Here is a 19571-nt window from a genome sequence, read left to right on the forward strand (position 1 = left end):
GCCGCACCTGCCGACGCCGCCTTCGGTGCCCATGGGCGGAGCGCCCCCCGAAGCATCGCTGCCCTTTGGAGACCCGCGCTGGGAGGTGCAGCGGCCGGTTCGCCGCCGGGCGAAGGCGCGTGGGCTGGCACGGGCTCGGCCGGCTTCGAGTGGGGTAGTGGCGTCTGTTCGGCCGGTGCGGGCACCGCCGGTTTGCCAGCGGGCTCTGGTGGCGCGGCGGCCGGTTTGGGCGGCTCACCGGCGGGAAGCTTCTCGCCGACCGGTGGCTTCGACTCCGTCGGGCTGTGCGGAAGAGGGCCGTCAGTGGACCCGGGTGCCGGCTTGCCCGAGGCGGGGGGCGCGGGCTTGCCCGGCTCCGGCTTGCCGGGGGTTGCGGGCGGTCCCGATTCAGGTGGCTTGGGTGCGGCCGGGGGTGGCTCCGCCGGGGGCTTCACCGAGGGCGGTTTCGCGACGTCCGGCAACGGCGGCTTCGGCGCGTCTCGCACCACGTCGCCAAGGCCGCGCGCCAGTTTGCCGAGTTTTGACAGTGGGCCGCCGGGCAGCGCCATAGTCCCCACGTCGAAGAGGGTCTTTCCGAACGCTTCGTCGGGGTGTGAGGCCCACTCGTCCCAGTGGGTGACCTGCTTACCCAGCGCTTTCCAGGAGTCGGCGACGCCGGGTCCACCGTCGGGCCCCAAACCCACCAGAGGCAATTCGCCCTCGACCATGCCGATGACGTCTTTGCCGTAACCCACCGGATCGGATTGGAACCGGCTCGGGCTGAATTTTGCCATGCCCTCGAGCCAATCCCAGGTCTCCACACCGACACCCTTCAGGGACTGGCCGATGTGGTTGAGGACTCTGCCCACCGAGGTGCCATGCAGGAAGTGGTCCCATTCTTTTCCCGTCCACCGGCCCATGGCTTCAGCCGCTGCGACGGCGGCCGTCATGGTGGCGTTGATCTGATCGCCCAGCGTCTCGGCTTCCTGGGCGAAGTTGTCGACCACCGTGCGAATGTCGCCGGCGATCCTCTTGATCTCGTCTTCGTCTTCGTCGGTGAGCAGATCCCAGACCTCTTTGATCCCGGTCAGCGGATCGCAAATGCGCGACAACAAATCCAGAATCGCCGCGTGCACCTTGTCGACCTTGGCCGCATAACTGTTGAGCTGGGCGGCGATCGTTTGGCACTGGCGTGCGACGTTGATGGTGGCCTCGGAGGCATCCGCCAACGCCTTGTTGATGGCAGCGCCTTCCGGGATCTGTTGGCCGCCAATGGCGGCCATCGTCCCGCCACCCGCCGCCGTCTCGGTGGCAATGAAGTTCGCGCCCGCGGTTGCTCACGCCGCAGCGGCGGCTCGCAATTTCGCCGAATCGCCACTGGGCCAGATCATTCCGATGTATGGGGCCACCCAGCCCCAGCCCGCCGGGGCGCCGGTGCCGGCGCCCACCGCCGACGGCGGCTTGGCGCCGACGGTCATGGGTGCGGTCACCTGCGGCGCGGGCAGACCCGCAGCTTGGCCGTTGACATCAGACAACGCCTCGGCCAGCGCGTAGTTGTGCGCCGACACCCGCACCCCGTCGCCGATGCTGCACAACCCGTTGCGGGTGCGGGCCATCGCGTCGATCACCTTGGCCGCCGCGCCGTCATACGCGCGGCCCAGCGCCGCGCCCACCGGATCGTCGCCGGCCATGCCCGCGCTGCCGGCCAGCGCCGCGGTCAACCCCGAGATCACCGATCCCAGCGACTCGCCGGCGCCCAGCACCGTCGCGCCGGCGCGGTCTAGGGCCGTCGGGTCACACGCCAGCGGCGCCATCGGGTCACGACCACATACCGAGATTCGTCGACATGGCCCCGGTGTAGTTGCCGTGCGCTGTCGTGGCTGCCTTCTCCAGTTGCGCCAGCGCCTCGCGCATCATCGCCTCGCCGCGCACCCAGTGCTGATGCGCCTCGGCATGGGCGGCCGCCGCCTGCCCCGTCCAGGTGGTGTGCAGACGCGTTACGCGCGAATCGATTTCGGTGATCATGTCCTCGGCATAGCGTTGGAACGCCGCCATCCGCTGCACCACGTCGGCCAACGCCTGAGGGTCCACCCGAAATGCCTCAGCCACCACGCACCGCCCGTTCCGCCTGGGCGGACCCGGCCTCGTTGCTCTGATACCCCTCGCCGGCCTGGCCCACCAGATGCGCCAACAGCGACAAGCCCTGTTGCACCTCGCGAGCGCCCCGATGCCAGAGCTCCCACGCCGAGCTGTAGGCGGTCCCCGCCGCACCCTGCCAACCGCCCAACAACTGACCCACCTGATCGTCGAGCTGGGTCAACTCAGCCGAGAGGTGCTCGGCGGCGCCGCCGATGGAGACGGCGTGGCTCTGCATCACCATCGGGTCAACCCGCACAGTCTCGTTGGCCATAACCGGAAAATAACGCCTGGTAGATGGGCCCACAAGTCACCGATGCCAGACTGGTGCCCATGACCGAAGCGACCGGCCGGCCGCAGGTTGAGCTCTTGACCCGCGACGGCTGCATCATCTGCGAGCGCGTACATGCCCGGCTGGCCGAACTGGCTGCTGAGCTGGGCTTCGACCTGTCGACGACCGACGTCGACGCCGCCGCGTCGGCGGGAAACCCGGCGCTGCGGGCCGAGTTCGGCGACCGGCTGCCCGTTGTGCTGCTCGACGGCCGCGAGCACAGCTACTGGGACATCGACGAGGCGCGGCTGCGCGCGGATCTGGCGAGATAGGGGTGGCCGGGCGATTATTTGGTAGCCCACCTGATAAACGATTACCTTGGAAACCAGTTCAATTACTGGAGAAAGCAAGGGAGCTGGCCAGGTGATGCTGCCGTGAGCGTCTTGCTTTTCGGGGTTTCGCACCGCAGTGCGCCGGTCTCCGTCCTGGAACAACTCACCATCGACGAGGCCGATCAGGGCAAGATCGTCGACCGGGTGCTGCAATCGCCGCTGGTGACCGAGGCGATGGTCCTCTCGACGTGCAACCGCGTCGAGGTGTACGCAGTGGTGGACGCGTTCCACGGCGGGTTGGCGGCGATCGGGCAGGTGCTGTCGGATCACTCCGGAATGTCAATGGGGGACCTGACCAAGTACGCGTACGTGCGCTACAGCGAGGCCGCCGTCGAGCACCTGTTCGCGGTGGCCAGCGGCCTGGACTCCGCGGTGGTCGGTGAGCAGCAGGTGCTCGGCCAGGTGCGCCGCGCGTATGCCACCGCGGAAACCAACCGCACCGTCGGCCGGGTGCTGCACGAGCTGGCCCAGCGGGCGCTGTCGGTGGGCAAGCGGGTGCATTCGGAGACCGCCATCGACGCGGCCGGCGCCTCGGTGGTGTCGGTCGCCTTGAACATGGCCGAACGCCGGCTGGACGGCCTGGATGGCAAGACGGCCGCGCTGGTCGGTGCCGGCGCGATGGGCGCCCTGGCGGCGGCCCACCTGACGCGGGCCGGCATCGGGCAGGTGCACGTCCTGAATCGGTCCTTGTCGCGCGCGCAGCGGCTGGCCCGCAAACTGCGCGAATCCGGCGTGCGGGCCGACGCGATGCCACTCGACCGCTTGGCCGACGCCGTGGCGGACGCCGACGTCATGGTCAGCTGCACGGGTGCGGTGAGCCCGGTGGTCACGCTGGCCGACGTGCATCACGCGCTGGCGGCCGCGCGCCGTGACGAGTCGACCCGGCCCCTGGTGATCTGTGACCTGGGCATGCCGCGCGACGTCGACCCCGCGGTCGCCGGTCTGCCCGGTGTGTGGGTCGTCGACGTGGACCGCGTCCAGCACGAGCCGTCGGCGCACGCGGCGGCCTCCGACGTGCACGCCGCCCGCCACATCGTGGCCGCCGAAGTCGCCGCCTACCTGGCGGGCCAGCGGATGGCCGAGGTCACCCCGACGGTCACCGCGCTGCGGCAGCGCGCCGCCGACGTGGTGGAGGCGGAGCTGTTGCGCCTGGACAACCGTCTGCCCGGCCTGGAGAGCGCCCAGCGCGAGGAGGTGGCGCGCACCGTGCGGCGGGTGGTGGACAAGCTGCTGCATGCGCCCACCGTGCGGATCAAGCAACTGGCCAGCGCCCCCGGTGGGGATAGTTACGCCGAGGCGTTGCGCGAACTCTTCGAACTCGACCAGACCGCCGTCGATGCTCTCGCCGCTGGCGAACTACCCGTCATCGCAACGGGATTCGACGTCGGAACGCACGAACCGTCCGCCGAGTAAGCCGATTGGCGAACGTGATCCGGATAGGCACCCGGGGCAGTCTGTTGGCCACCACCCAGGCCGGCGTCGTCAGGGACGCCTTGATCGCCAATGGTCATCCCGCGGAATTGGTGATCATCACCACCGCCGGCGATCGCTCGTCGGCCCCCATCGAGACCCTGGGCGTGGGCGCCTTCACCACCGCGCTGCGCGAGGCCATGAGCGACGGCCGGGTGGACGCCGCCGTGCACTCCCACAAGGATCTGCCCACCGCGGACGACCCGCGGTTCACCATCGCGGCGATACCGCCCCGCAACGATCCCCGCGACGTGGTGGTGGCCCGCGACGGGCTGGTGCTGGGTGAGTTGCCGCCGGGTTCGCTGGTGGGGACGTCGTCCCCGAGGCGGGCCGCGCAGCTTAGAGCATTGGGTCTCGGTTTGGAAATCCGCCCCCTACGAGGCAACCTAGATACCAGGTTGAACAGGGTAAGCAATGGTGATCTCGACGCGATCGTGGTGGCTCGGGCCGGACTGGCCCGGCTCGGTCGCCTCGATGATGTCACCGAGACGCTAGAGCCGGTGCAGATGTTGCCAGCACCGGCTCAGGGTGCGCTCGCCGTCGAGTGCCGCGCCGGTGATGAACTGGCGGCGGTGCTGGCGGAGCTGGACGACGCCGACACGCGCGCGTCGGTCACCGCGGAGCGAGCCCTGCTGGCCGAACTGGAGGCGGGTTGCTCCGCACCGGTGGGCGCGATCGCCGAGGTGGTCGAGTCCATCGATGAGGAGGGCCGCGTCTTCGACGAGCTGTCGCTGCGCGGTTGCGTGGCGGCGCTGGACGGGTCCGACGTGATCCGCGCGTCCGGCATCGGCACCGCCGACCGGGCGAGGGAGCTGGGGATTTCGGTCGCCGCGGAGTTGTTCGAACTCGGCGCCCGAGAACTCATGGCCGAGGCGCGGCAGGACCCGGCACGAGGAAACTAATTGCGAGTGACGTGGGAGCGACAATGACGACGCGAGGGCGTAAGCCGAGACCCGGCCGCATCACATACGTGGGTTCCGGTCCCGGCGATCCGGGGCTTTTGACTAGCCGGGCCGCGACGGTATTGGCGAACGCCGCCCTGGTGTTCACCGACCCCGACGTGCCGGAGCCGGTGCTGGCGCTGATCGGCAAGGATCTGCCGCCGGTTTCCGGCCCGGCGGCCCCCGCCGACGCCGCCGGGAACGGCGACGCCGCCCCGGGCGGTGCCGAGCAAGCCGCGGTAATATCTGCCGGCCCCGACATCCGTCCCGCGCTGGGCGAGCCGGCCGAGGTGGCCAAGACGCTGACCGCCGAGGCCCGTGCCGGCGCCGACGTGGTGCGGCTGGTGGCCGGCGATCCGCTGACGGTCGACGCGGTCATCACCGAGGTGAACGCCGTTGCGCGAAGTCACCTGCACCTCGAGATCGTCCCCGGCCTGGCGGCCACGGGCGCCGTGCCCACGTATGCGGGGCTGCCGCTGGGCTCGTCGCACACGGTCGCCGACGTGCGCGACCCCAACGTGGACTGGGACGCTTTGGCCGCCGCGCCAGGCCCGCTGATCCTGCAGGCCACCACGTCCCACCTGGCCGACGCCGCGCGGACCCTCATCGCCCACGAGCTGGCCGAGACCACTCCGTGCGTGGTGACGGCGCACGGCACCACCTGCCAGCAGCGGTCGATCGAAACCACCTTGGGTGGCCTGACCGATTCCGCCGTGCTGGGCGGGACCGACCCGGCGGGTCCGTTGACCGGACCGCTGGTGGTGACCATCGGCAAGACCGTGGCCAGCCGGGCGAAGCTGAACTGGTGGGAGAGCCGCGCGCTGTACGGCTGGACCGTGTTGGTGCCCCGCACCAAGGACCAGGCCGGCGAGATGAGCGAGCGGCTGACGGCCTACGGCGCCCTGCCGATCGAGGTGCCGACCATCGCCGTCGAGCCGCCGCGCAGCCCCGCGCAGATGGAGCGGGCCGTCAAGGGCCTGGTCGACGGCCGGTTCCAGTGGGTGGTGTTCACCTCCACCAACGCGGTGCGCGCGGTGTGGGAGAAGTTCGGCGAGTTCGGTCTCGACGCCCGGGCGTTCTCGGGGGTGAAGATCGCCTGTGTCGGCGAGTCCACGGCCGACCGGGTCCGCGCCTTCGGGATCAGCCCGGAGCTGGTGCCGGCCGGTGAGCAGTCGTCGCTGGGTCTGCTGGACGACTTCCCGCCGTATGACAGCATTTTCGACCCGGTGAACCGGGTGCTGCTGCCGCGCGCCGACATCGCCACCGAGACGCTGGCCGAGGGGCTGCGCGAACGCGGTTGGGAGATCGAGGATGTCACCGCCTACCGGACGGTGCGGGCCGCCCCGCCGCCGGCGGAGACCCGGGAGATGATCAAGACCGGCGGGTTCGACGCCGTGTGCTTCACCTCCAGCTCCACGGTGCGCAACCTGGTCGGCATCGCCGGCAAGCCGCACGCGCGGACCATCATCGCCTGTATCGGTCCCAAGACCGCCGAGACCGCCGCCGAGTTCGGCTTGCGGGTGGACGTGCAGCCCGAAACCGCCGCCGTCGGCCCGCTGGTCGACGCGTTGGCCGAACACGCCGCGCGGTTGCGCGCCGAGGGAGCGCTGCCGCCACCGCGTAAGAAGAGCCGCAGGCGGTAGCGGGAGCCCGTGATGCCCTACCCGCGGCAGCGTCCGCGCCGGCTCCGCTCCACCCCCGCGTTGCGTCGTCTGGTGGCGCAAACATCTTTGGAGCCAAGGCATTTGGTACTGCCGATGTTCGTCGCCGACGGTATCGACGAACCGCGCCCGATCGCGTCGATGCCCGGCGTCGTGCAGCACACCCGCGATTCACTGCGCAGCGCCGCGGCCGATGCCGTTGCCGCCGGGGTGGGCGGGCTGATGCTGTTCGGGGTGCCACGCGACGAGGACAAGGATCTGACGGGGTCGGCCGGCACCGACCCCGACGGCATCCTCAATCTAGCCCTGCGGGACCTGGCCAAGGATCTCGGCGACGCGACGGTATTGATGGCCGACACCTGCCTCGACGAGTTCACCGACCACGGCCACTGCGGTGTCCTCGACGCCAGGGGCAGGGTCGATAACGACGCGACGCTGGCCAGGTACGTCAAACTGGCTGTGGCACAGGCGGAATCGGGCGCGCACGTGGTCGGGCCCAGCGGAATGATGGACGGGCAGGTGGCCGCGATCCGCGACGGGCTGGACGCCGCGGGTTACACCGACGTGGTGATCTTGGCGTATGCCGCGAAGTTCGCCTCGGCGTTCTACGGCCCGTTCCGCGAGGCGGTCAGTTCCAGCCTGTCCGGCGACCGGCGCACCTATCAGCAGGAGGCGGGCAACTTTCGCGAGGCGCTCCGCGAGATCCGGCTGGACCTGGACGAGGGTGCGGACATGATCATGGTCAAACCCGCGATGAGTTACCTCGATGTGGTGGCCGCCGCGGCAGACGTCTCACCGGTGCCGGTGGCCGCCTACCAGGTCTCGGGCGAGTACGCCATGATTTGCGCTGCGGCCGCGAACAATTGGATCGACGAGCGTGCGGCAGCGCTGGAGTCGTTGACCAGCATCCGCCGCGCCGGAGCCGATATCGTGCTGACCTACTGGGCCGCGGACGCGGCCGGTTGGCTTTCGTGAAATGGGGCGGGCGGTGAATTCCGAGACTGCAGCGATGGGCGCCGAACCGAAGCGGTTGTTCTACGAGCCGGGCGCCAGCTGGATCTGGGTGCTGTGGGGCCCGGTGGCGGCGGGCGCGATGATCCTGATCGAAGTCTGGAGCGGCGCCCCCGTGTCGTTCCTGATCCCGGTGATCTTCCTGGTCCTGGTGTCGGGGTTCGTCGGGTTGCAGGTGAAGGCGGCGCGGATCCACGTCTCGGTCGAGCTGACCGAAGACGCCCTGCGCCAGGGCACCGAAACGATCCTGGTGCGCGAGATCCTGCGGGTGTATCCCGAACCCGAGCACCACGAAGCGTCCGGCAAGGAGCTGGCGCGGTGGCAGTCGGCGCGGGCGCTCGGCGAATTGGTCGGGGTGCCTCGCGGCCGCATCGGCATCGGCCTCAAGCTGACCGGGGATCGTTATGTGCAGGCATGGGCGCGCCGGCACCGTGAACTCCGCGCCGCGCTGACCCCGCTGGTCCAGGAGCGGGTCGAACCCGCCGATGTCACCGACTCCGATCGTGACGACGACGCCGGAGCCGCGCCGTGAGCGCCCGCTACCGGAGTTCCCGGGCCCTGGTGGAACTGGGCCTGGCCTGCGCGGCGCTGATCGGCGCGGGGGTGAGCTGGTCGCGGTCCCATCACACGGTGGGGGTGGCCCCCATCGCCGACGGGCAGCCATTCACCACGTCGGTCGTGTACGACCCTCAGCTGCTGTTGCTGACCCTGCTGCTGCTGACGAGCGCGGGGGTGCTGGCGGTGGTCGGAACCGCCAGGCGGCGCCGTGATCGCCGCGTCAAGACGTCCTGACCAGCGACAGGGCCATCCGGCGCCGCCTCGCGATGGCGTCGGCCACGTCGTGCAGCGCTTCGTGCACCGAGCAGGTGGCGCCGTCACCCAGTGATTCGGCGACCGCGGGGCTCGCGACCAAGGTCCACTGCACCCCTTCGGCGCGGCAGTCCTCATCGAAGGTTTCCAAGAGCGAAATGCCGGCCTCAGCAAATTGGCTCACGTCGCCCATGTCGAGCACCACACGGTCCTCGCCGACGATGAAACGCCGAATGTGGTCGCCGACTTGGTCGGCGTTGAGGGCATCGATTTCACCTCGAATGGTCACCACCGTCGCCAGCTGACGGCGGTGGGCCCGAACCCGGGCGCCCCCGCAGCGAAAGACGCCGTTTTGCTCCCGCGTCAGCACGTCGGCGATCGTCATGGGCACCCCTCATTCTCCGTGCCGTTCGCTGTGCCTTCTGACGCTAAACCGCAAGCTTAAGGAGGCTGGAAGCCGCAACTAACGTTTTGGTAAGAAGCCATTTTCATGACGGTTTTCGCGGTGTTGGAGCAAAGGTCGGCTCGCCTCGATTTCCGGTGAAAGACCGCATGCCACACCACAACCGTCCGCGCATCGGGGCGATTGCGCTGCTAGGCTGCCATGGCTACCGGTTGCGAGGCGGGGGCTTACAGAAATCGCGTGGTCGCCCGGTCAGCCGAGCTTAACGGCGAATGGAACAGCGGAGCCCAGGCGGAAAGAGCATCGTGCGCGGCGCAGAGATCAGGGGAGAGATCAAAGCCCTGACGGGACTGCGCATCGTCGCGGCGCTGTGGGTGGTGCTGTTTCACTTCCGGCCCATGCTGGGCGACATCGGGCCAGATTTCCGCGACGCCCTCGCGCCGGTGCTCAATTGCGGAGCCCAGGGCGTCGACCTGTTCTTCATCCTCAGCGGGTTCGTCCTGACCTGGAACTACCTCGACCGGATGGGCCGGTCATGGTCCACGCGCGCGACCCTGCACTTCCTGTGGCTGCGGCTGGCCCGGGTCTGGCCGGTGTACCTGGTCACCCTGCACCTCGCCGCCCTGTGGGTGATCTTCACCCTGCACGTCGGCCACGTGCCGTCACCGGATGCCGGCCAGCTCACCGCGATCAGCTACGTCCGCCAGATCCTGCTGGTGCAGCTGTGGTTCGTGCCGTTCTTCGACGACTCGAGCTGGGACGGCCCGGCCTGGTCGATCAGTGCCGAATGGCTGGCCTACCTGCTCTTCGGCCTCTTGGTACTGGTGATCCTGCGGATGAAGCAGGCGACGCGGGCGCGCAGCCTGATGGTGCTGGCGTTCGCCGCGGCGTTGCCGCCGGTGATCATGTTGCTGGCCAGCGGCCACTTCTACACGCCGTGGAGCTGGCTGCCGCGGATCGTCACCCAGTTCACTGCCGGTGCGCTGGCCTGCGCCGCGGTGCGCAGGCTGCGGCTGACCGATCGCGGCCGCCGCATCGCCGGGTACCTGTCGCTGCTTCTGCTGGGCGCCATGGTGGGCGTCCTCTATTGGTTTGACGCGCACCCCATCTCCGGCGTCGTGGAGAACGACAGCGGCGGGGTGGTCGACATCCTGTTCATTCCGTTGGTGATCACGCTGGCGATCGGCGTCGGCAGCCTGCCGAGGGTCCTGTCAACCAGGTTGATGGTGTACGGCGGGCAGATCTCGTTCTGCCTGTACATGGTTCACGAACTGGTGCACACGGCGTGGGGCTGGTCCGTGGAACAGTTCGAGTTGCGGCCGCAGGACAATCCGTGGAAATGGAATGTCATTGGCCTCCTTGCGATCGCGGTGGTCATCTCGATCGCGATGTATCACTTTGTCGAAGAGCCCGCTCGCCGCTGGATGCGCAGGATGGTGGACGTCAAGGCCGTCACCGCGAGAAGCGAGCCCGATGAGCCGCCGAGCGGCAAGGTTCATCCGATCGACCGCTCGCTGGAAGCGATTCCGGCTCGCGCGGTGTGACGGTTGTCTTAGCGCCCGGCCGCGGATGGCGGGCGGATAATCGATGAAAACGCGGTGGCACATGACGATGCCGTTGACGGGGGAGGTAGTGGTGAGTCGTCTGGCCACCTTTGTCATCGGTCTGATGTTTTTGGTGGGCGTCGGCATCGCGTACCCCGCTCAGGTGCGCACCTACGACACCTTGACCCTGGATTTCCGGCTGAACCACGTGGCCGTCGTCGGAGACTCCTACACCACCGGCACCGGGGAGGGTGGTCTGGGCCCCAGGTCGTGGCCCGCCCGCGCCTGGGACCTGCTGGCGGTGCGGGGCGAACGGATCTCGGCCGACGTCGCCGCGGAGGGCAGGGCCGGCTATGGCATTCCGGGCGACCACGGCAGCGTGTTCGAGGACCTGACCGCCCGGGCCGTCCAGGGCGACGACGTGCTGGTGGTGTTCTTCGGCTCCCGCAACGACGAGCCGATCGACCCGAATGTGGTCGGTGAAAAGGCCCGTAGCACATTCGATTTGGCCCGCCGGCTGGCGCCGTCCGCGAGGTTCCTGGTGATCGGGCCACCGTGGCCGACGGCCGACGTGCCCCTGCCGATCCTGCAGATTCGCGACGCGCTCGGCGCGGCGGCCGGGGCCGCAGGGGCGACATGGGTCGACCCGATCGCCGAACGCTGGTTCGTCGGCAGGCCCGACCTGATTGGCGCGGACGGCGTGCACCCGAACGATGCCGGGCATCAATACATGGCTGACAAGATCGCGCCGCTGATCCGCACGCAGCTGTCGACGTGAGCTGCGCCCGGGCGGTTCAGTCCTCGGCGTGCCGCTCGTAGTCCCATCGCTCCAGGCGCGCTTGCAGGTTCAGCAAGCCGAACCCGGCGATCGGAGCGGCGGCCGCTATGCAGGCCAGCAGCAGCGGAGTCATCCCCTCAACCTCCCAAAACCCTTCTCTGATATGACGTTCGTCGGCCACCGGAAGTTCATTGCCGCGCACCCACCCGCCAGGGCCGGTCCGCTTCACCGCCCGCTCCAGTTGGCGGGTGGGGAGTTGGCTCGGCCGGACGGTCATCGGTCTGCGCTAGGTCGCCATCCAGGCGAGTTCGCCGGGCAACTGCGCCCGCCAGTAGCCGATGTCGTGGCCGCCCATCGAGAAGCTGCCCGCCGGAGGCGTTTTCAGTTGGTTCACGAATTGCCGGGTGGCGAAATAGAACCGGTCGAAGGTGCCGCAATCCACCCGCAACGGAATCTGCGACAACGCCGGCACGCCCAGCACGGTGTTCTTCGACCAGTCGTCTTCGCTGTCGAAGGCCTTGGGGGCGGTTTCGGCGAACGAGGTGTACAGCGCCGGGCTGATGGCGCAGATCCCCGCGGTCCGCGCCGGGCCGAGCTTGGCGCCCAGGTGCAGCGCCCCGTATCCGCCCATCGACCACCCCAGGAAGCCCACCCGGGACGTGTCGAAGCCCATCGTCGACAGCATCGGCAACAGCTCGTCGAGCACCATCGCGCCGGCGTCGGTGCCGTCGGCCCGCTTGTGCCAGTAGGAATCGCTGCCGCCGTCGACTCCCACGACCGCGAACGGCGGCTTGCCCTCCTTGACCAGTTGGGCCAGGCCCCTCTCGACGCCGCAGTCGAGCATCATGGTGGCGTCACCGTCCTTGCCGTGCAGGGCGATCACGGGGCGCAGCGTCCCGGTTTGGCCCGGCGGCAACGCGATCACATAGTTCGTCTTCACGCCCCCGCGGGCGGCGGAGACGAACGAGCCGGTCAGCTTCGTGGGTAGGTTGCTGCTCGCCGCCGACGGCTCGAACGGGGCAGGCGCTTGCGGCAATGTCGCGGCGAGCGGCCTGACCGGGTCGAGCAGGGCACTCAGGGCGAACACGCCAGCGGCTCCCAGGCCGGTGCCGACTCCCATCCGCAGCACCGCCCGGCGTGTCAGGTCAGGCATGATCGCAATAATGCCGCGCTGACCGGGCATTCCCGCCCGAGCCACGCCGAATTGGAAGCATTGTGTGATCTCGCGTGACCTGTCGGTCTCCAACCGGTTACCTGCGGTGCACCGGGCCACTCCTCGGGGGCGGGTCCGCTGACCGAGTTGCGGCATCGTGATACGGCCCGCTTCGGGGCGGCGGTCGTGTGGTGGGACCGGCTGAAAAGCTCCTATCCCCTTGTGCCGCAACGGAAGCCAATGCGAACGCGACGCGCCGACGTGGACACCGATTCGGGCCGGCCGACCTCCTCCCGCCGTGGCGACCCGCCGCCGGGTGGGATGCAATCTCCACGGTTTCAACCCTCGCGCGCGCGGCGGGACTTTCGCAGGATGGAGCTTTCGTGTTTGGCGTCGTAGACCGAAAGAGGATTGAGGATGACTCTGGCGTTCCATTGGTTCTTGCCGACCTACGGCGATTCCCGGAACCTGGTGGCGGGCGGGCACGGCACGCCGATGTCCGGCGACCGGCCCGCCACGCTGAAGTATCTGCGCCAGATCTGCGCGGCCGCCGAAGACAACGGCTTCGAGGCGGTCCTCACGCCCACCGGATTGTGGTGTGAGGACGCCTGGTTGACGACGGCGATGCTGGTCGAGGCCACCGAGACGCTGAAGTTTCTGGTCGCGTTCCGGCCGGGGCTGCTGAGCCCCACCCTGGCCGCCCAGATGGCCGGGACGTTCCAGCGGCACTCGAACGGGCGGCTGCTGCTCAACGTCGTCACCGGGGGCGAACCGCACGAGCAGCGGGCCTACGGGGATTTCCTGGACAAGGAGGCGCGGTACGCGCGCACCGCCGAGTTCCTGCAGGTGGTGCGCCGGCTCTGGACGTCCTCGGAGCCGGTCACCTTTGCCGGCGAACACATCCACGTCGAGGGCGCGCAGCTGAACAACCCACCCGATCCGGTGCCGGCGGTGTTCTTCGGCGGATCGTCGGCGTCGGCCGGCCCCGTCGCGGCCGAGCATTCCGACGTCTATCTCACCTGGGGGGAGCCGGTCAAAGCGGTGGCGCAGAAGCTGGACTGGATCCGCGGGCTGGCCGTGGACGCCGGGCGGATCCTGCAGTGCGGCCTGCGGATTCATGTGATCAGCCGCGACACCTCCGAGCAGGCGTGGGCCGAGGCCGACCGGTTGCTGGCCGCCGTCGACCCGGCCGACGTCGAGCGGGTGCAGGCCAGCCTGGCCCGCAGCGAATCGGAGGGGCAGCGCCGCATGCTGGACTTGCACGGCGGTAGCAGCGGCCGGCTGCTGGTCGGGCCCAACCTGTGGGCCGGCGTGGGCCTGGTGCGCGGGGGAGCGGGCACCGCGTTGGTCGGGTCGCACGCCGAGGTCGCCGAGCGGTTGGCAGAGTACGCCAACCTCGGCATCACCCACTTCATCCTGTCGGGATATCCGCACCTGGAAGAGGCCTACTGGTTCGGCGAGGGCGTCCTGCCCCTGCTCGAGCGGAAGGGCCTGTGGCGCCACCCCAATCGGCCCAACCGCCAGTCGCGCCCGGCATCGGCGACGCCGTTCGCGGTCGCCTCGGCCCACTAAGGCCATGGCCGCCACCTTGCCCGCGCCGGCGACGGGCGCGGGCCCCGACCTCACGGTCGCCGAGCCCGCCGCGCAGCAACGGCGGCGGCTGCGCACGGTCGTCGCGGCGAGCCTGCTGGGCACCACCGTGGAGTGGTACGACTTCTTCCTCTACGCGACCGCCGCGGGCCTGGTGTTCAACAAGGTCTTCTTTCCCGGCCAGAGCTCTCTGGTCGGCACCCTGCTGGCGTTCGCGACGTTCGCCGTCGGGTTCGTCATGCGCCCGGTGGGCGGGCTGGTGTTCGGCCACATCGGGGACCGGATCGGGCGCAAGCGCAGCCTGGCGCTGACCATGCTCATCATGGGTGTCGCCACGGCGCTGATCGGGGTGTTGCCCACCGCCGCCCAGATCGGGGTGTGGGCGCCGCTGCTGCTGTTGGCGCTGCGGATCCTGCAGGGTTTCGCCCTCGGCGGCGAGTGGGCCGGTGCCGTGCTGCTCGCGGTCGAGCACAGTCCCGAAGGCCGGCGTGGCCGCTTCGGGGCCATCCCGCAGATCGGTCTGGCGCTCGGATTGGCCTTGGGCACGGGCATATTCGCGCTCCTGCAAATCTCCCTGGGTCCGGCCCGCTTCCTGGCCTTCGGTTGGCGCATCGGATTCCTGCTGAGTCTGGTGCTCGTGGTGATCGGCATCGTGGTCCGGTTGCGGGTGGAGGAGACGCCGGCCTTCCGGGCTTTTCAGGAGCTGCGGCCCCTGGATGCCACGGCCAGCGTGCCCATCCGCGAGATCGTCCGCGAACCCCGAGCTCGCCGAAACACCTTGTTGGGCTTGTTATCTCGTTGGGCCGAGGGGTCTGCCTTCAACACCTGGGGCGTTTTCGCCATCAGCTACGCCACCGGGGCGCTGGGCTTCGACCGGGTGTCGGTGCTGGTGGTGGTGACCATCGCGGCCCTGTTGATGGCGGTGCTGCTACCCGTCTCCGGGGTGCTGGCCGACCGGTTCGGCGCCCGCCGGGTCTATCTGGCCGGTATCGCCTGCTACGGCATCGCGGCGTTTCCCGCTTTCGCGTTGTTCGGCACCAGGAACCTGCTCTGGTTCGGTGTGGCGCTGATCGTCGTGTTCGGTGTGGTGCACGCGCTGTTCTACGGGGCGCAGGGGACGCTGTACTCGTCGCTGTATCCCACCGGCTCCCGCTATACCGGTCTGTCGTTCGTCTACCAGTTCTCGGGCATCTATGCCTCCGGCGTGACCCCGATGATCATGACCGCGCTCATCGCCGCCCTCGGCGGCGCGCCGTGGCTGGCGTGCGGGTACCTGGTGGCGACGGCCGTGATCAGCGTGCTCGCCACGGCGTTGATTCGCGAGCAAGACCTGCACCTCTGAGCCGTCTCGGCAGTAGTCTCGTTCGGAGTCGGGGAGCCGCGAGGAAGCGAGAGGGCAATGACTGACGCGAACGTCGCCGGTTTCGAGCCGCTGTACGACGAGGCGGCGCCCTTCGACGGGCGGATTCCCTGGGACATCGGTGGCCCGCAGCCGGCGGTGCAGCAGCTGGTGGCCTACGGCGGCGTCCGCGGCGAGGTGCTCGATCCGGGGACGGGTCCCGGCTACCACGCCATTCACTTTGCCGCGAAGGGATATTCGGCAACCGGCATCGACGACTCGCCCTCGGCCATCGAGCGCGCGAAGCGCAACGCCGAACGGGCCGGCGTTCAGGTCGACTTCCAGGTGGCCGACGCCACCACGCTCGAGGGCTTCGAGGGTCGGTTCGACACCGTGGTGGACAGCGCCTTCTACCACGTCTTCCTCAATGACGAGGCCGTCCAGACGCGCTACGCGCAGGCGCTGCACCGGGCCACCAAGCCGGGGGCCCGCCTGTACATGTTCGAGTTCAGTCCCCACAACGTCAACGGCCTGCAGTGGACCGCCATACCCGCCGACAACTTCGAGCGGGTCTTCGGCGCCAGCGGCTGGCGCATCGACTACCTGGGCGGCACCACCTACCAGGCCCGCTTCCTCAAGGAGACGTTCGACGCCATGAAGACGTTCGCGTCCGAGCAGCAGGGCGAGATTCTGCAGCGGATGCGGCCGCTGGTGCACCGGCTGGGTGTGATCGACCCGCTGCTGGAAGACCACCGGGTGCACCTGCCGGTGTGGTCCGTGGTGGCGACCCGCCTGGATTGATCGCGCGACGGCACCGTCCGAGCATGGCCGGCACTGGACAACTGCGCCAAGGGCTGTCGCAGCGCCAACTCAGCATGATCGCGCTTGGCGGCGTCATCGGCGCGGGCTTGTTCGTCGGCTCCGGTGTGGTGATCAAGGACACCGGTCCCGCGGCATTCCTGACGTACGCGCTGTGCGGACTGCTGATCGTGCTCGTGATGCGCATGCTGGGCGAGATGGCGGCCGCGGACCCGTCGACCGGATCGTTCGCCGATTACGCCGCCAAGGCTCTGGGGCGCTGGGCGGGGTTTTCGGTCGCCTGGCTGTACTGGTACTTCTGGGTGATCGTGGTCGGCTTCGAGGCGGTCGCGGGCGGGAAGGTCCTCAACTACTGGTTCCACGCGCCGCTGTGGCTGCTGTCGCTGGGCCTGATGGTGTTGATGACGCTGACCAACCTGTTCTCGGTGTCGTCGTTCGGCGAATTCGAATTCTGGTTCGCCGGAATCAAAGTCGCGACGATCGTGCTCTTTCTCGCCGTGGGGACGGCGTTCGTCCTGGGTCTGGTGCCGGGCCATGCCGGCGGACTGGCCAACCTGACCTCGCACGGCGGGTTCTTCCCCAAGGGCGTCGGGGCCGTGTTCGCCGCCATCGTGGTGGTGATCTTCTCGATGGTCGGCGCCGAGATCGTCACCGTGGCCGCCGCCGAAAGCCGGGATCCGGAGCTGGCGGTCCAGAAGGCGACGAGATCTGTGGTGACACGGATCGGTGTCTTCTTCGTCGGTTCGGTCTTCCTGCTGGTGGTGATATTGCCTTGGGAATCAGTGGAAGTCGGCGCCTCGCCGTATGTGGCCGCGCTCAAACACCTCGGACTGCGCGGCGCCGATCAGGTGATGAACGCGGTGGTGCTCACCGCGGTGCTGTCCTGCCTGAACTCCGGGCTCTATACGGCGTCGCGCATGCTGTTCGTGCTCGCCGACCGGGGCGAGGCCCCGTCGCGTTTGGTCAGGCTGAGCGGGCGCGGCGTTCCCCACATCGCCATCCTGTGCTCCTCCGCAGTCGGATTCGGCTGCGTCGTCATGGCTCGCGTCGCGCCCAACACCGTGTTCCTCTTCCTGCTCAACTCGTCGGGCGCCATCATCCTGTTCGTCTACTGGCTCATCGCGCTGTCGCAGATCGTCCTGCGCCGCCGCACTCCCGCCGAAAAGCTGCGGGTGAAGATGTGGTTCTTCCCGGTGTTGTCGATCCTCACCCTCGCGGGGATCACCGCCGTGCTGGTGCAGATGGCGTTCGACCGCTCGGCGCGCAGCCAGTTGTGGCTGAGCCTGCTGTCGTGGGCGGTGGTCGTCGGGGTGTACTTCGCCGCCCGGGCGCGCGGCCGGGTTGGCCTGCCCGCCGGGGGCGATGGCCTCAGTCGGTGATGGTCAGCAGCACCGCGTCGTCGAATGGCAGCCTCGCGAAAACCGCTCGTGCCCTTGGCCTTAAGTGCGGGGCCGCCTCGGCCTTGCTGACCACCCGCGGGTCGGCGATGCCGAAGTCCTTGCCGTTGCGGCGCATCCGCCCGCCTCCGGCAGCGGTGAGGTTCTTCAGCCAGTCCCGGTCCGGCCCGTAAGTCAGCATGATCGCCACCCCGGGCTTGCCGTCGACGTCGGCGCTGAACACCGTCACCGGGGTGCGGTAGTGCGTGCCCGAGCGGCGACCGACGTGCTCCACGATCCCGTACGGTGGCAGCCAGCCGGCCCACAGCCGCTGAACCGGGTTGGTGACATGACGGTTGAACCGGGCGAGCCCCTGAGGCATCTGCATACCGCCATCCAACTCGCCTGCACCGCCCGGCATCAACCCAACTTTTCGCGACGAACGGGTCTACTGTCTGAACATGAGCGACTCGCCGGGTGACGAAGCGGCCAAACGCGCCGATGAGCTGCTGCGCCGGAGTCGGGACCTCGCCGCGCGCAAGTCCATCACCGCCCAGGACGTCGAGCGCGCCACCGACCGCGCCGAGCACGCCCACGAGCGCGACCGGGAGGCTCACCGCCGCGAGCTGCGCCGCCACTACGAGGCCGCCGCCGCGCACGAGCGGGCCGCCGAAATCCACGAGCTCGCGGTCGTCGAGGGTCTCGGGAACGTCGACGAGCACCGCCGCGCGGCGGAACGAGAACGCGAGGCCGCGCGGCGCAACTTCCAGGCCGCGCAGGAAGCCGACCGGCAAGGCGAGGGCTGACTGCTACACCCTGTAGTTGAACCGGCCGCGGAGGCTGGGACACTGGTAGTCATGGGTAGCAGTGACCAGGCGACCGCGCACGCCGCGACGACGGCGGCGTCGGCCCGGCTGTTCGAGCAGGCCTGCGCCGTCATCCCCGGCGGGGTCAACTCGCCGGTGCGGGCGTTCACCGCGGTGGGCGGGACCCCGCGCTTCATCACCGAGGCGAACGGCTGCCGGCTCACCGACGCCGACGGCAACCGCTACGTCGACCTGGTCTGCTCCTGGGGACCGATGATCCTCGGGCACGCGCACCCCGCGGTCGTCGAGGCGGTCGTGAAGGCGGCGTCCCACGGTCTCTCGTTCGGAGCGCCCACGCCGGGGGAGAGCCAACTGGCCGCCGAGATCATCGCGCGGGTGCCGCCCGTCGAACGGCTACGGTTGGTCAACTCCGGCACCGAGGCCACCATGAGCGCGATCCGATTGGCGCGCGGGTTCACCGGCAGGCCCAAGCTCGTCAAGTTCTCCGGCTGCTACCACGGCCACGTCGACGCGCTGCTCGCCGACGCAGGCTCGGGGGTGGCGACGCTCGGCCTGCCGTCCTCGCCCGGGGTCACCGGCGCGGCGGCGGCCGACACGATCGTCTTGCCGTACAACGACATCGACGCGGTGCGGCAGACGTTCGCCGAGTTCGGCGATCAGATCGCCGCGGTGATCACCGAGGCGAGCCCGGGCAACATGGGCGTCGTCCCGCCGGCGGCCGGCTACAACGCCGGGCTGCGCGCGATCACGGCCGAGCACGGCGCGCTGCTGATCGTCGACGAGGTGATGACCGGGTTCCGGGTGAGCCGAAGCGGTTGGTATGGAATCGATCCCGTCGCCGCCGACCTGTTCACCTTCGGCAAGGTGATGAGCGGCGGGTTGCCCGCCGCCGCGTTCGGCGGGCGCGCCGAGGTGATGGAGCGGCTGGCGCCGCTGGGGTTGTGCACCTCGCCGTGACGCACGACGTGGACCCGGGTCTGCTCGGCCATCAGGGTTTGTCCTCTCCGGCGGCGGCTTCGGCCGCCCGGCGGGCGGCAAGGGGCACTGCGGCGGCGATTTGGTCGAACGCCG

General features: G+C 69.3%; 19 protein-coding genes and 3 pseudogenes. 15 read left to right on the forward strand and 7 right to left on the reverse strand.

All coding sequences use genetic code 11. From position 1 onward, the window contains the following. The 3 genes and pseudogenes from A5692_RS30215 to A5692_RS06805 form a co-directional block, all read right to left on the reverse strand. A pseudogene (locus A5692_RS30215) lies at nt 1-1793 on the reverse strand (NAD(+)--arginine ADP-ribosyltransferase Mav); the annotation flags it as partial. Between the two features lie 4 nt (nt 1794-1797). After that, on the reverse strand, nt 1798-2088 hold the full coding sequence (locus A5692_RS06800) for a WXG100 family type VII secretion target (protein ID WP_067923553.1): 291 nt from the start codon (nt 2086-2088) through the stop codon (nt 1798-1800). After that, the gene (locus A5692_RS06805; protein ID WP_068053803.1) at nt 2081-2389 is read right to left on the reverse strand and encodes a WXG100 family type VII secretion target; all 309 of its coding nucleotides are present in this window, start codon (nt 2387-2389) and stop codon (nt 2081-2083) included. Before A5692_RS06805 ends, A5692_RS06800 begins: the two co-directional genes overlap by 8 nt. Before the next feature lie 59 nt (nt 2390-2448). Here A5692_RS06805 and A5692_RS06810 point away from each other — a divergent pair. From A5692_RS06810 to A5692_RS06840, 7 genes and pseudogenes are all read left to right on the forward strand, one after another. After that, nucleotides 2449-2813, forward strand: a pseudogene (locus A5692_RS06810) (glutaredoxin family protein). Nucleotides 2814-2820: 7 nt separating this feature from the next. After that, nucleotides 2821-4191 (forward strand): glutamyl-tRNA reductase, encoded by a 1371-nt coding sequence (locus A5692_RS06815; protein WP_068053810.1) that lies wholly within the window; start codon nt 2821-2823, stop codon nt 4189-4191. Nucleotides 4192-4205: 14 nt separating this feature from the next. Further along, a complete protein-coding gene (gene hemC, locus A5692_RS06820; RefSeq protein ID WP_068053844.1) occupies nt 4206-5150 on the forward strand; it encodes a hydroxymethylbilane synthase in 945 nt (314 codons plus the stop codon). 23 nt (nt 5151-5173) lie between these two features. Next, on the forward strand, nt 5174-6832 hold the full coding sequence (locus tag A5692_RS06825) for a uroporphyrinogen-III synthase (protein ID WP_068053812.1): 1659 nt from the start codon (nt 5174-5176) through the stop codon (nt 6830-6832). 12 nt (nt 6833-6844) lie between these two features. Beyond that, nucleotides 6845-7825, forward strand: a complete 981-nt coding sequence (gene hemB / locus A5692_RS06830) for a porphobilinogen synthase (protein ID WP_082962431.1) — start codon at nt 6845-6847, stop codon at nt 7823-7825. Between the two features lie 34 nt (nt 7826-7859). Continuing rightward, nucleotides 7860-8393 carry a DUF3093 domain-containing protein gene (locus A5692_RS06835; protein ID WP_068053847.1) on the forward strand — a complete coding sequence of 178 codons (534 nt, stop codon included), beginning with the start codon at nt 7860-7862 and terminating at the stop codon, nt 8391-8393. Then, entirely contained in the window at nt 8390-8653 is a 264-nt protein-coding gene (locus A5692_RS06840) for a hypothetical protein (protein ID WP_068053818.1), read from the forward strand. The genes A5692_RS06835 and A5692_RS06840 overlap by 4 nt, the downstream gene beginning before the upstream one ends. Here A5692_RS06840 and A5692_RS06845 read toward each other — a convergent pair. Further along, entirely contained in the window at nt 8640-9056 is a 417-nt protein-coding gene (locus A5692_RS06845; protein WP_068053822.1) for an STAS domain-containing protein, read from the reverse strand. The genes A5692_RS06840 and A5692_RS06845 overlap by 14 nt on opposite strands. 323 nt (nt 9057-9379) lie before the next feature. Between A5692_RS06845 and A5692_RS06850 the strand changes: the two genes are divergently transcribed. Together A5692_RS06850 and A5692_RS06855 are read left to right on the forward strand one after the other, a co-directional pair. Continuing rightward, nucleotides 9380-10618, forward strand: coding sequence for an acyltransferase (locus tag A5692_RS06850; protein WP_068053850.1), 1239 nt, complete (start codon nt 9380-9382; stop codon nt 10616-10618). A gap of 91 nt (nt 10619-10709) precedes the next feature. Next, nucleotides 10710-11396, forward strand: a complete 687-nt coding sequence (locus A5692_RS06855) for a GDSL lipase (protein ID WP_197509018.1) — start codon at nt 10710-10712, stop codon at nt 11394-11396. 16 nt (nt 11397-11412) lie between these two features. Here A5692_RS06855 and A5692_RS28920 read toward each other — a convergent pair whose 3' ends face one another. Further along, the gene (locus A5692_RS28920; RefSeq protein WP_156765962.1) at nt 11413-11673 is read right to left on the reverse strand and encodes a hypothetical protein; all 261 of its coding nucleotides are present in this window, start codon (nt 11671-11673) and stop codon (nt 11413-11415) included. A gap of 9 nt (nt 11674-11682) precedes the next feature. Next, complete coding sequence (locus A5692_RS06860; RefSeq protein ID WP_369830271.1) at nt 11683-12549, reverse strand: alpha/beta hydrolase; 867 nt, start codon at nt 12547-12549, stop codon at nt 11683-11685. A gap of 417 nt (nt 12550-12966) precedes the next feature. On the opposite strand from A5692_RS06860, the gene A5692_RS06865 reads away from it, so the two are divergent. Genes A5692_RS06865 through A5692_RS06880 form a run of 4 tightly spaced genes read left to right on the forward strand, consistent with a single transcriptional unit; the run spans nt 12967 to nt 17676 of the window. After that, a complete protein-coding gene (locus A5692_RS06865) occupies nt 12967-14121 on the forward strand; it encodes an LLM class flavin-dependent oxidoreductase (RefSeq protein ID WP_068053829.1) in 1155 nt (384 codons plus the stop codon). A gap of 4 nt (nt 14122-14125) precedes the next feature. Beyond that, complete coding sequence (locus A5692_RS06870; RefSeq protein ID WP_068053832.1) at nt 14126-15481, forward strand: MFS transporter; 1356 nt, start codon at nt 14126-14128, stop codon at nt 15479-15481. 57 nt (nt 15482-15538) lie between these two features. After that, complete coding sequence (locus tag A5692_RS06875; protein ID WP_156765963.1) at nt 15539-16279, forward strand: class I SAM-dependent methyltransferase; 741 nt, start codon at nt 15539-15541, stop codon at nt 16277-16279. A gap of 23 nt (nt 16280-16302) precedes the next feature. Then, nucleotides 16303-17676 (forward strand): amino acid permease, encoded by a 1374-nt coding sequence (locus A5692_RS06880; RefSeq protein WP_068053835.1) that lies wholly within the window; start codon nt 16303-16305, stop codon nt 17674-17676. Here the strand turns inward: A5692_RS06880 and A5692_RS06885 are convergent. Further along, nucleotides 17666-18061, reverse strand: coding sequence for a nitroreductase family deazaflavin-dependent oxidoreductase (locus tag A5692_RS06885; protein ID WP_068053838.1), 396 nt, complete (start codon nt 18059-18061; stop codon nt 17666-17668). The genes A5692_RS06880 and A5692_RS06885 overlap by 11 nt on opposite strands. A 73-nt stretch (nt 18062-18134) precedes the next feature. Here A5692_RS06885 and A5692_RS06890 point away from each other — a divergent pair, with 73 nt between their 5' ends. Next, nucleotides 18135-18479, forward strand: a complete 345-nt coding sequence (locus A5692_RS06890; RefSeq protein ID WP_068053841.1) for a hypothetical protein — start codon at nt 18135-18137, stop codon at nt 18477-18479. Between the two features lie 51 nt (nt 18480-18530). Further along, a pseudogene (locus A5692_RS06895) lies at nt 18531-19439 on the forward strand (glutamate-1-semialdehyde 2,1-aminomutase); the annotation flags it as partial. Nucleotides 19440-19571: the final 132 nt, after the last annotated feature.

This window comes from Mycobacterium sp. E342 (genome assembly GCF_001667665.1).
Taxonomy (GTDB): Bacteria; Actinomycetota; Actinomycetes; order Mycobacteriales; family Mycobacteriaceae; genus Mycobacterium.

What these genes read in the sequence shown, in the direction of transcription:
- A5692_RS06805 (WP_068053803.1), bottom strand. Translation starts at nt 2,389, where the DNA reads ATGGCCAACGAGACTGTGCGGGTTGACCCGATGGTGATGCAGAGCCAC.
- A5692_RS06825 (WP_068053812.1), top strand. Translation starts at nt 5,174, where the DNA reads ATGACGACGCGAGGGCGTAAGCCGAGACCCGGCCGCATCACATACGTG.
- hemB (WP_082962431.1), top strand. Translation starts at nt 6,845, where the DNA reads ATGCCCTACCCGCGGCAGCGTCCGCGCCGGCTCCGCTCCACCCCCGCG.
- A5692_RS06835 (WP_068053847.1), top strand. Translation starts at nt 7,860, where the DNA reads ATGGGCGCCGAACCGAAGCGGTTGTTCTACGAGCCGGGCGCCAGCTGG.
- A5692_RS06845 (WP_068053822.1), bottom strand. Translation starts at nt 9,056, where the DNA reads ATGACGATCGCCGACGTGCTGACGCGGGAGCAAAACGGCGTCTTTCGC.
- A5692_RS28920 (WP_156765962.1), bottom strand. Translation starts at nt 11,673, where the DNA reads ATGACCGTCCGGCCGAGCCAACTCCCCACCCGCCAACTGGAGCGGGCG.
- A5692_RS06860 (WP_369830271.1), bottom strand. Translation starts at nt 12,549, where the DNA reads ATGCCTGACCTGACACGCCGGGCGGTGCTGCGGATGGGAGTCGGCACC.
- A5692_RS06865 (WP_068053829.1), top strand. Translation starts at nt 12,967, where the DNA reads ATGACTCTGGCGTTCCATTGGTTCTTGCCGACCTACGGCGATTCCCGG.
- A5692_RS06870 (WP_068053832.1), top strand. Translation starts at nt 14,126, where the DNA reads ATGGCCGCCACCTTGCCCGCGCCGGCGACGGGCGCGGGCCCCGACCTC.
- A5692_RS06875 (WP_156765963.1), top strand. Translation starts at nt 15,539, where the DNA reads ATGACTGACGCGAACGTCGCCGGTTTCGAGCCGCTGTACGACGAGGCG.
- A5692_RS06880 (WP_068053835.1), top strand. Translation starts at nt 16,303, where the DNA reads ATGGCCGGCACTGGACAACTGCGCCAAGGGCTGTCGCAGCGCCAACTC.
- A5692_RS06885 (WP_068053838.1), bottom strand. Translation starts at nt 18,061, where the DNA reads ATGCAGATGCCTCAGGGGCTCGCCCGGTTCAACCGTCATGTCACCAAC.
- A5692_RS06890 (WP_068053841.1), top strand. Translation starts at nt 18,135, where the DNA reads ATGAGCGACTCGCCGGGTGACGAAGCGGCCAAACGCGCCGATGAGCTG.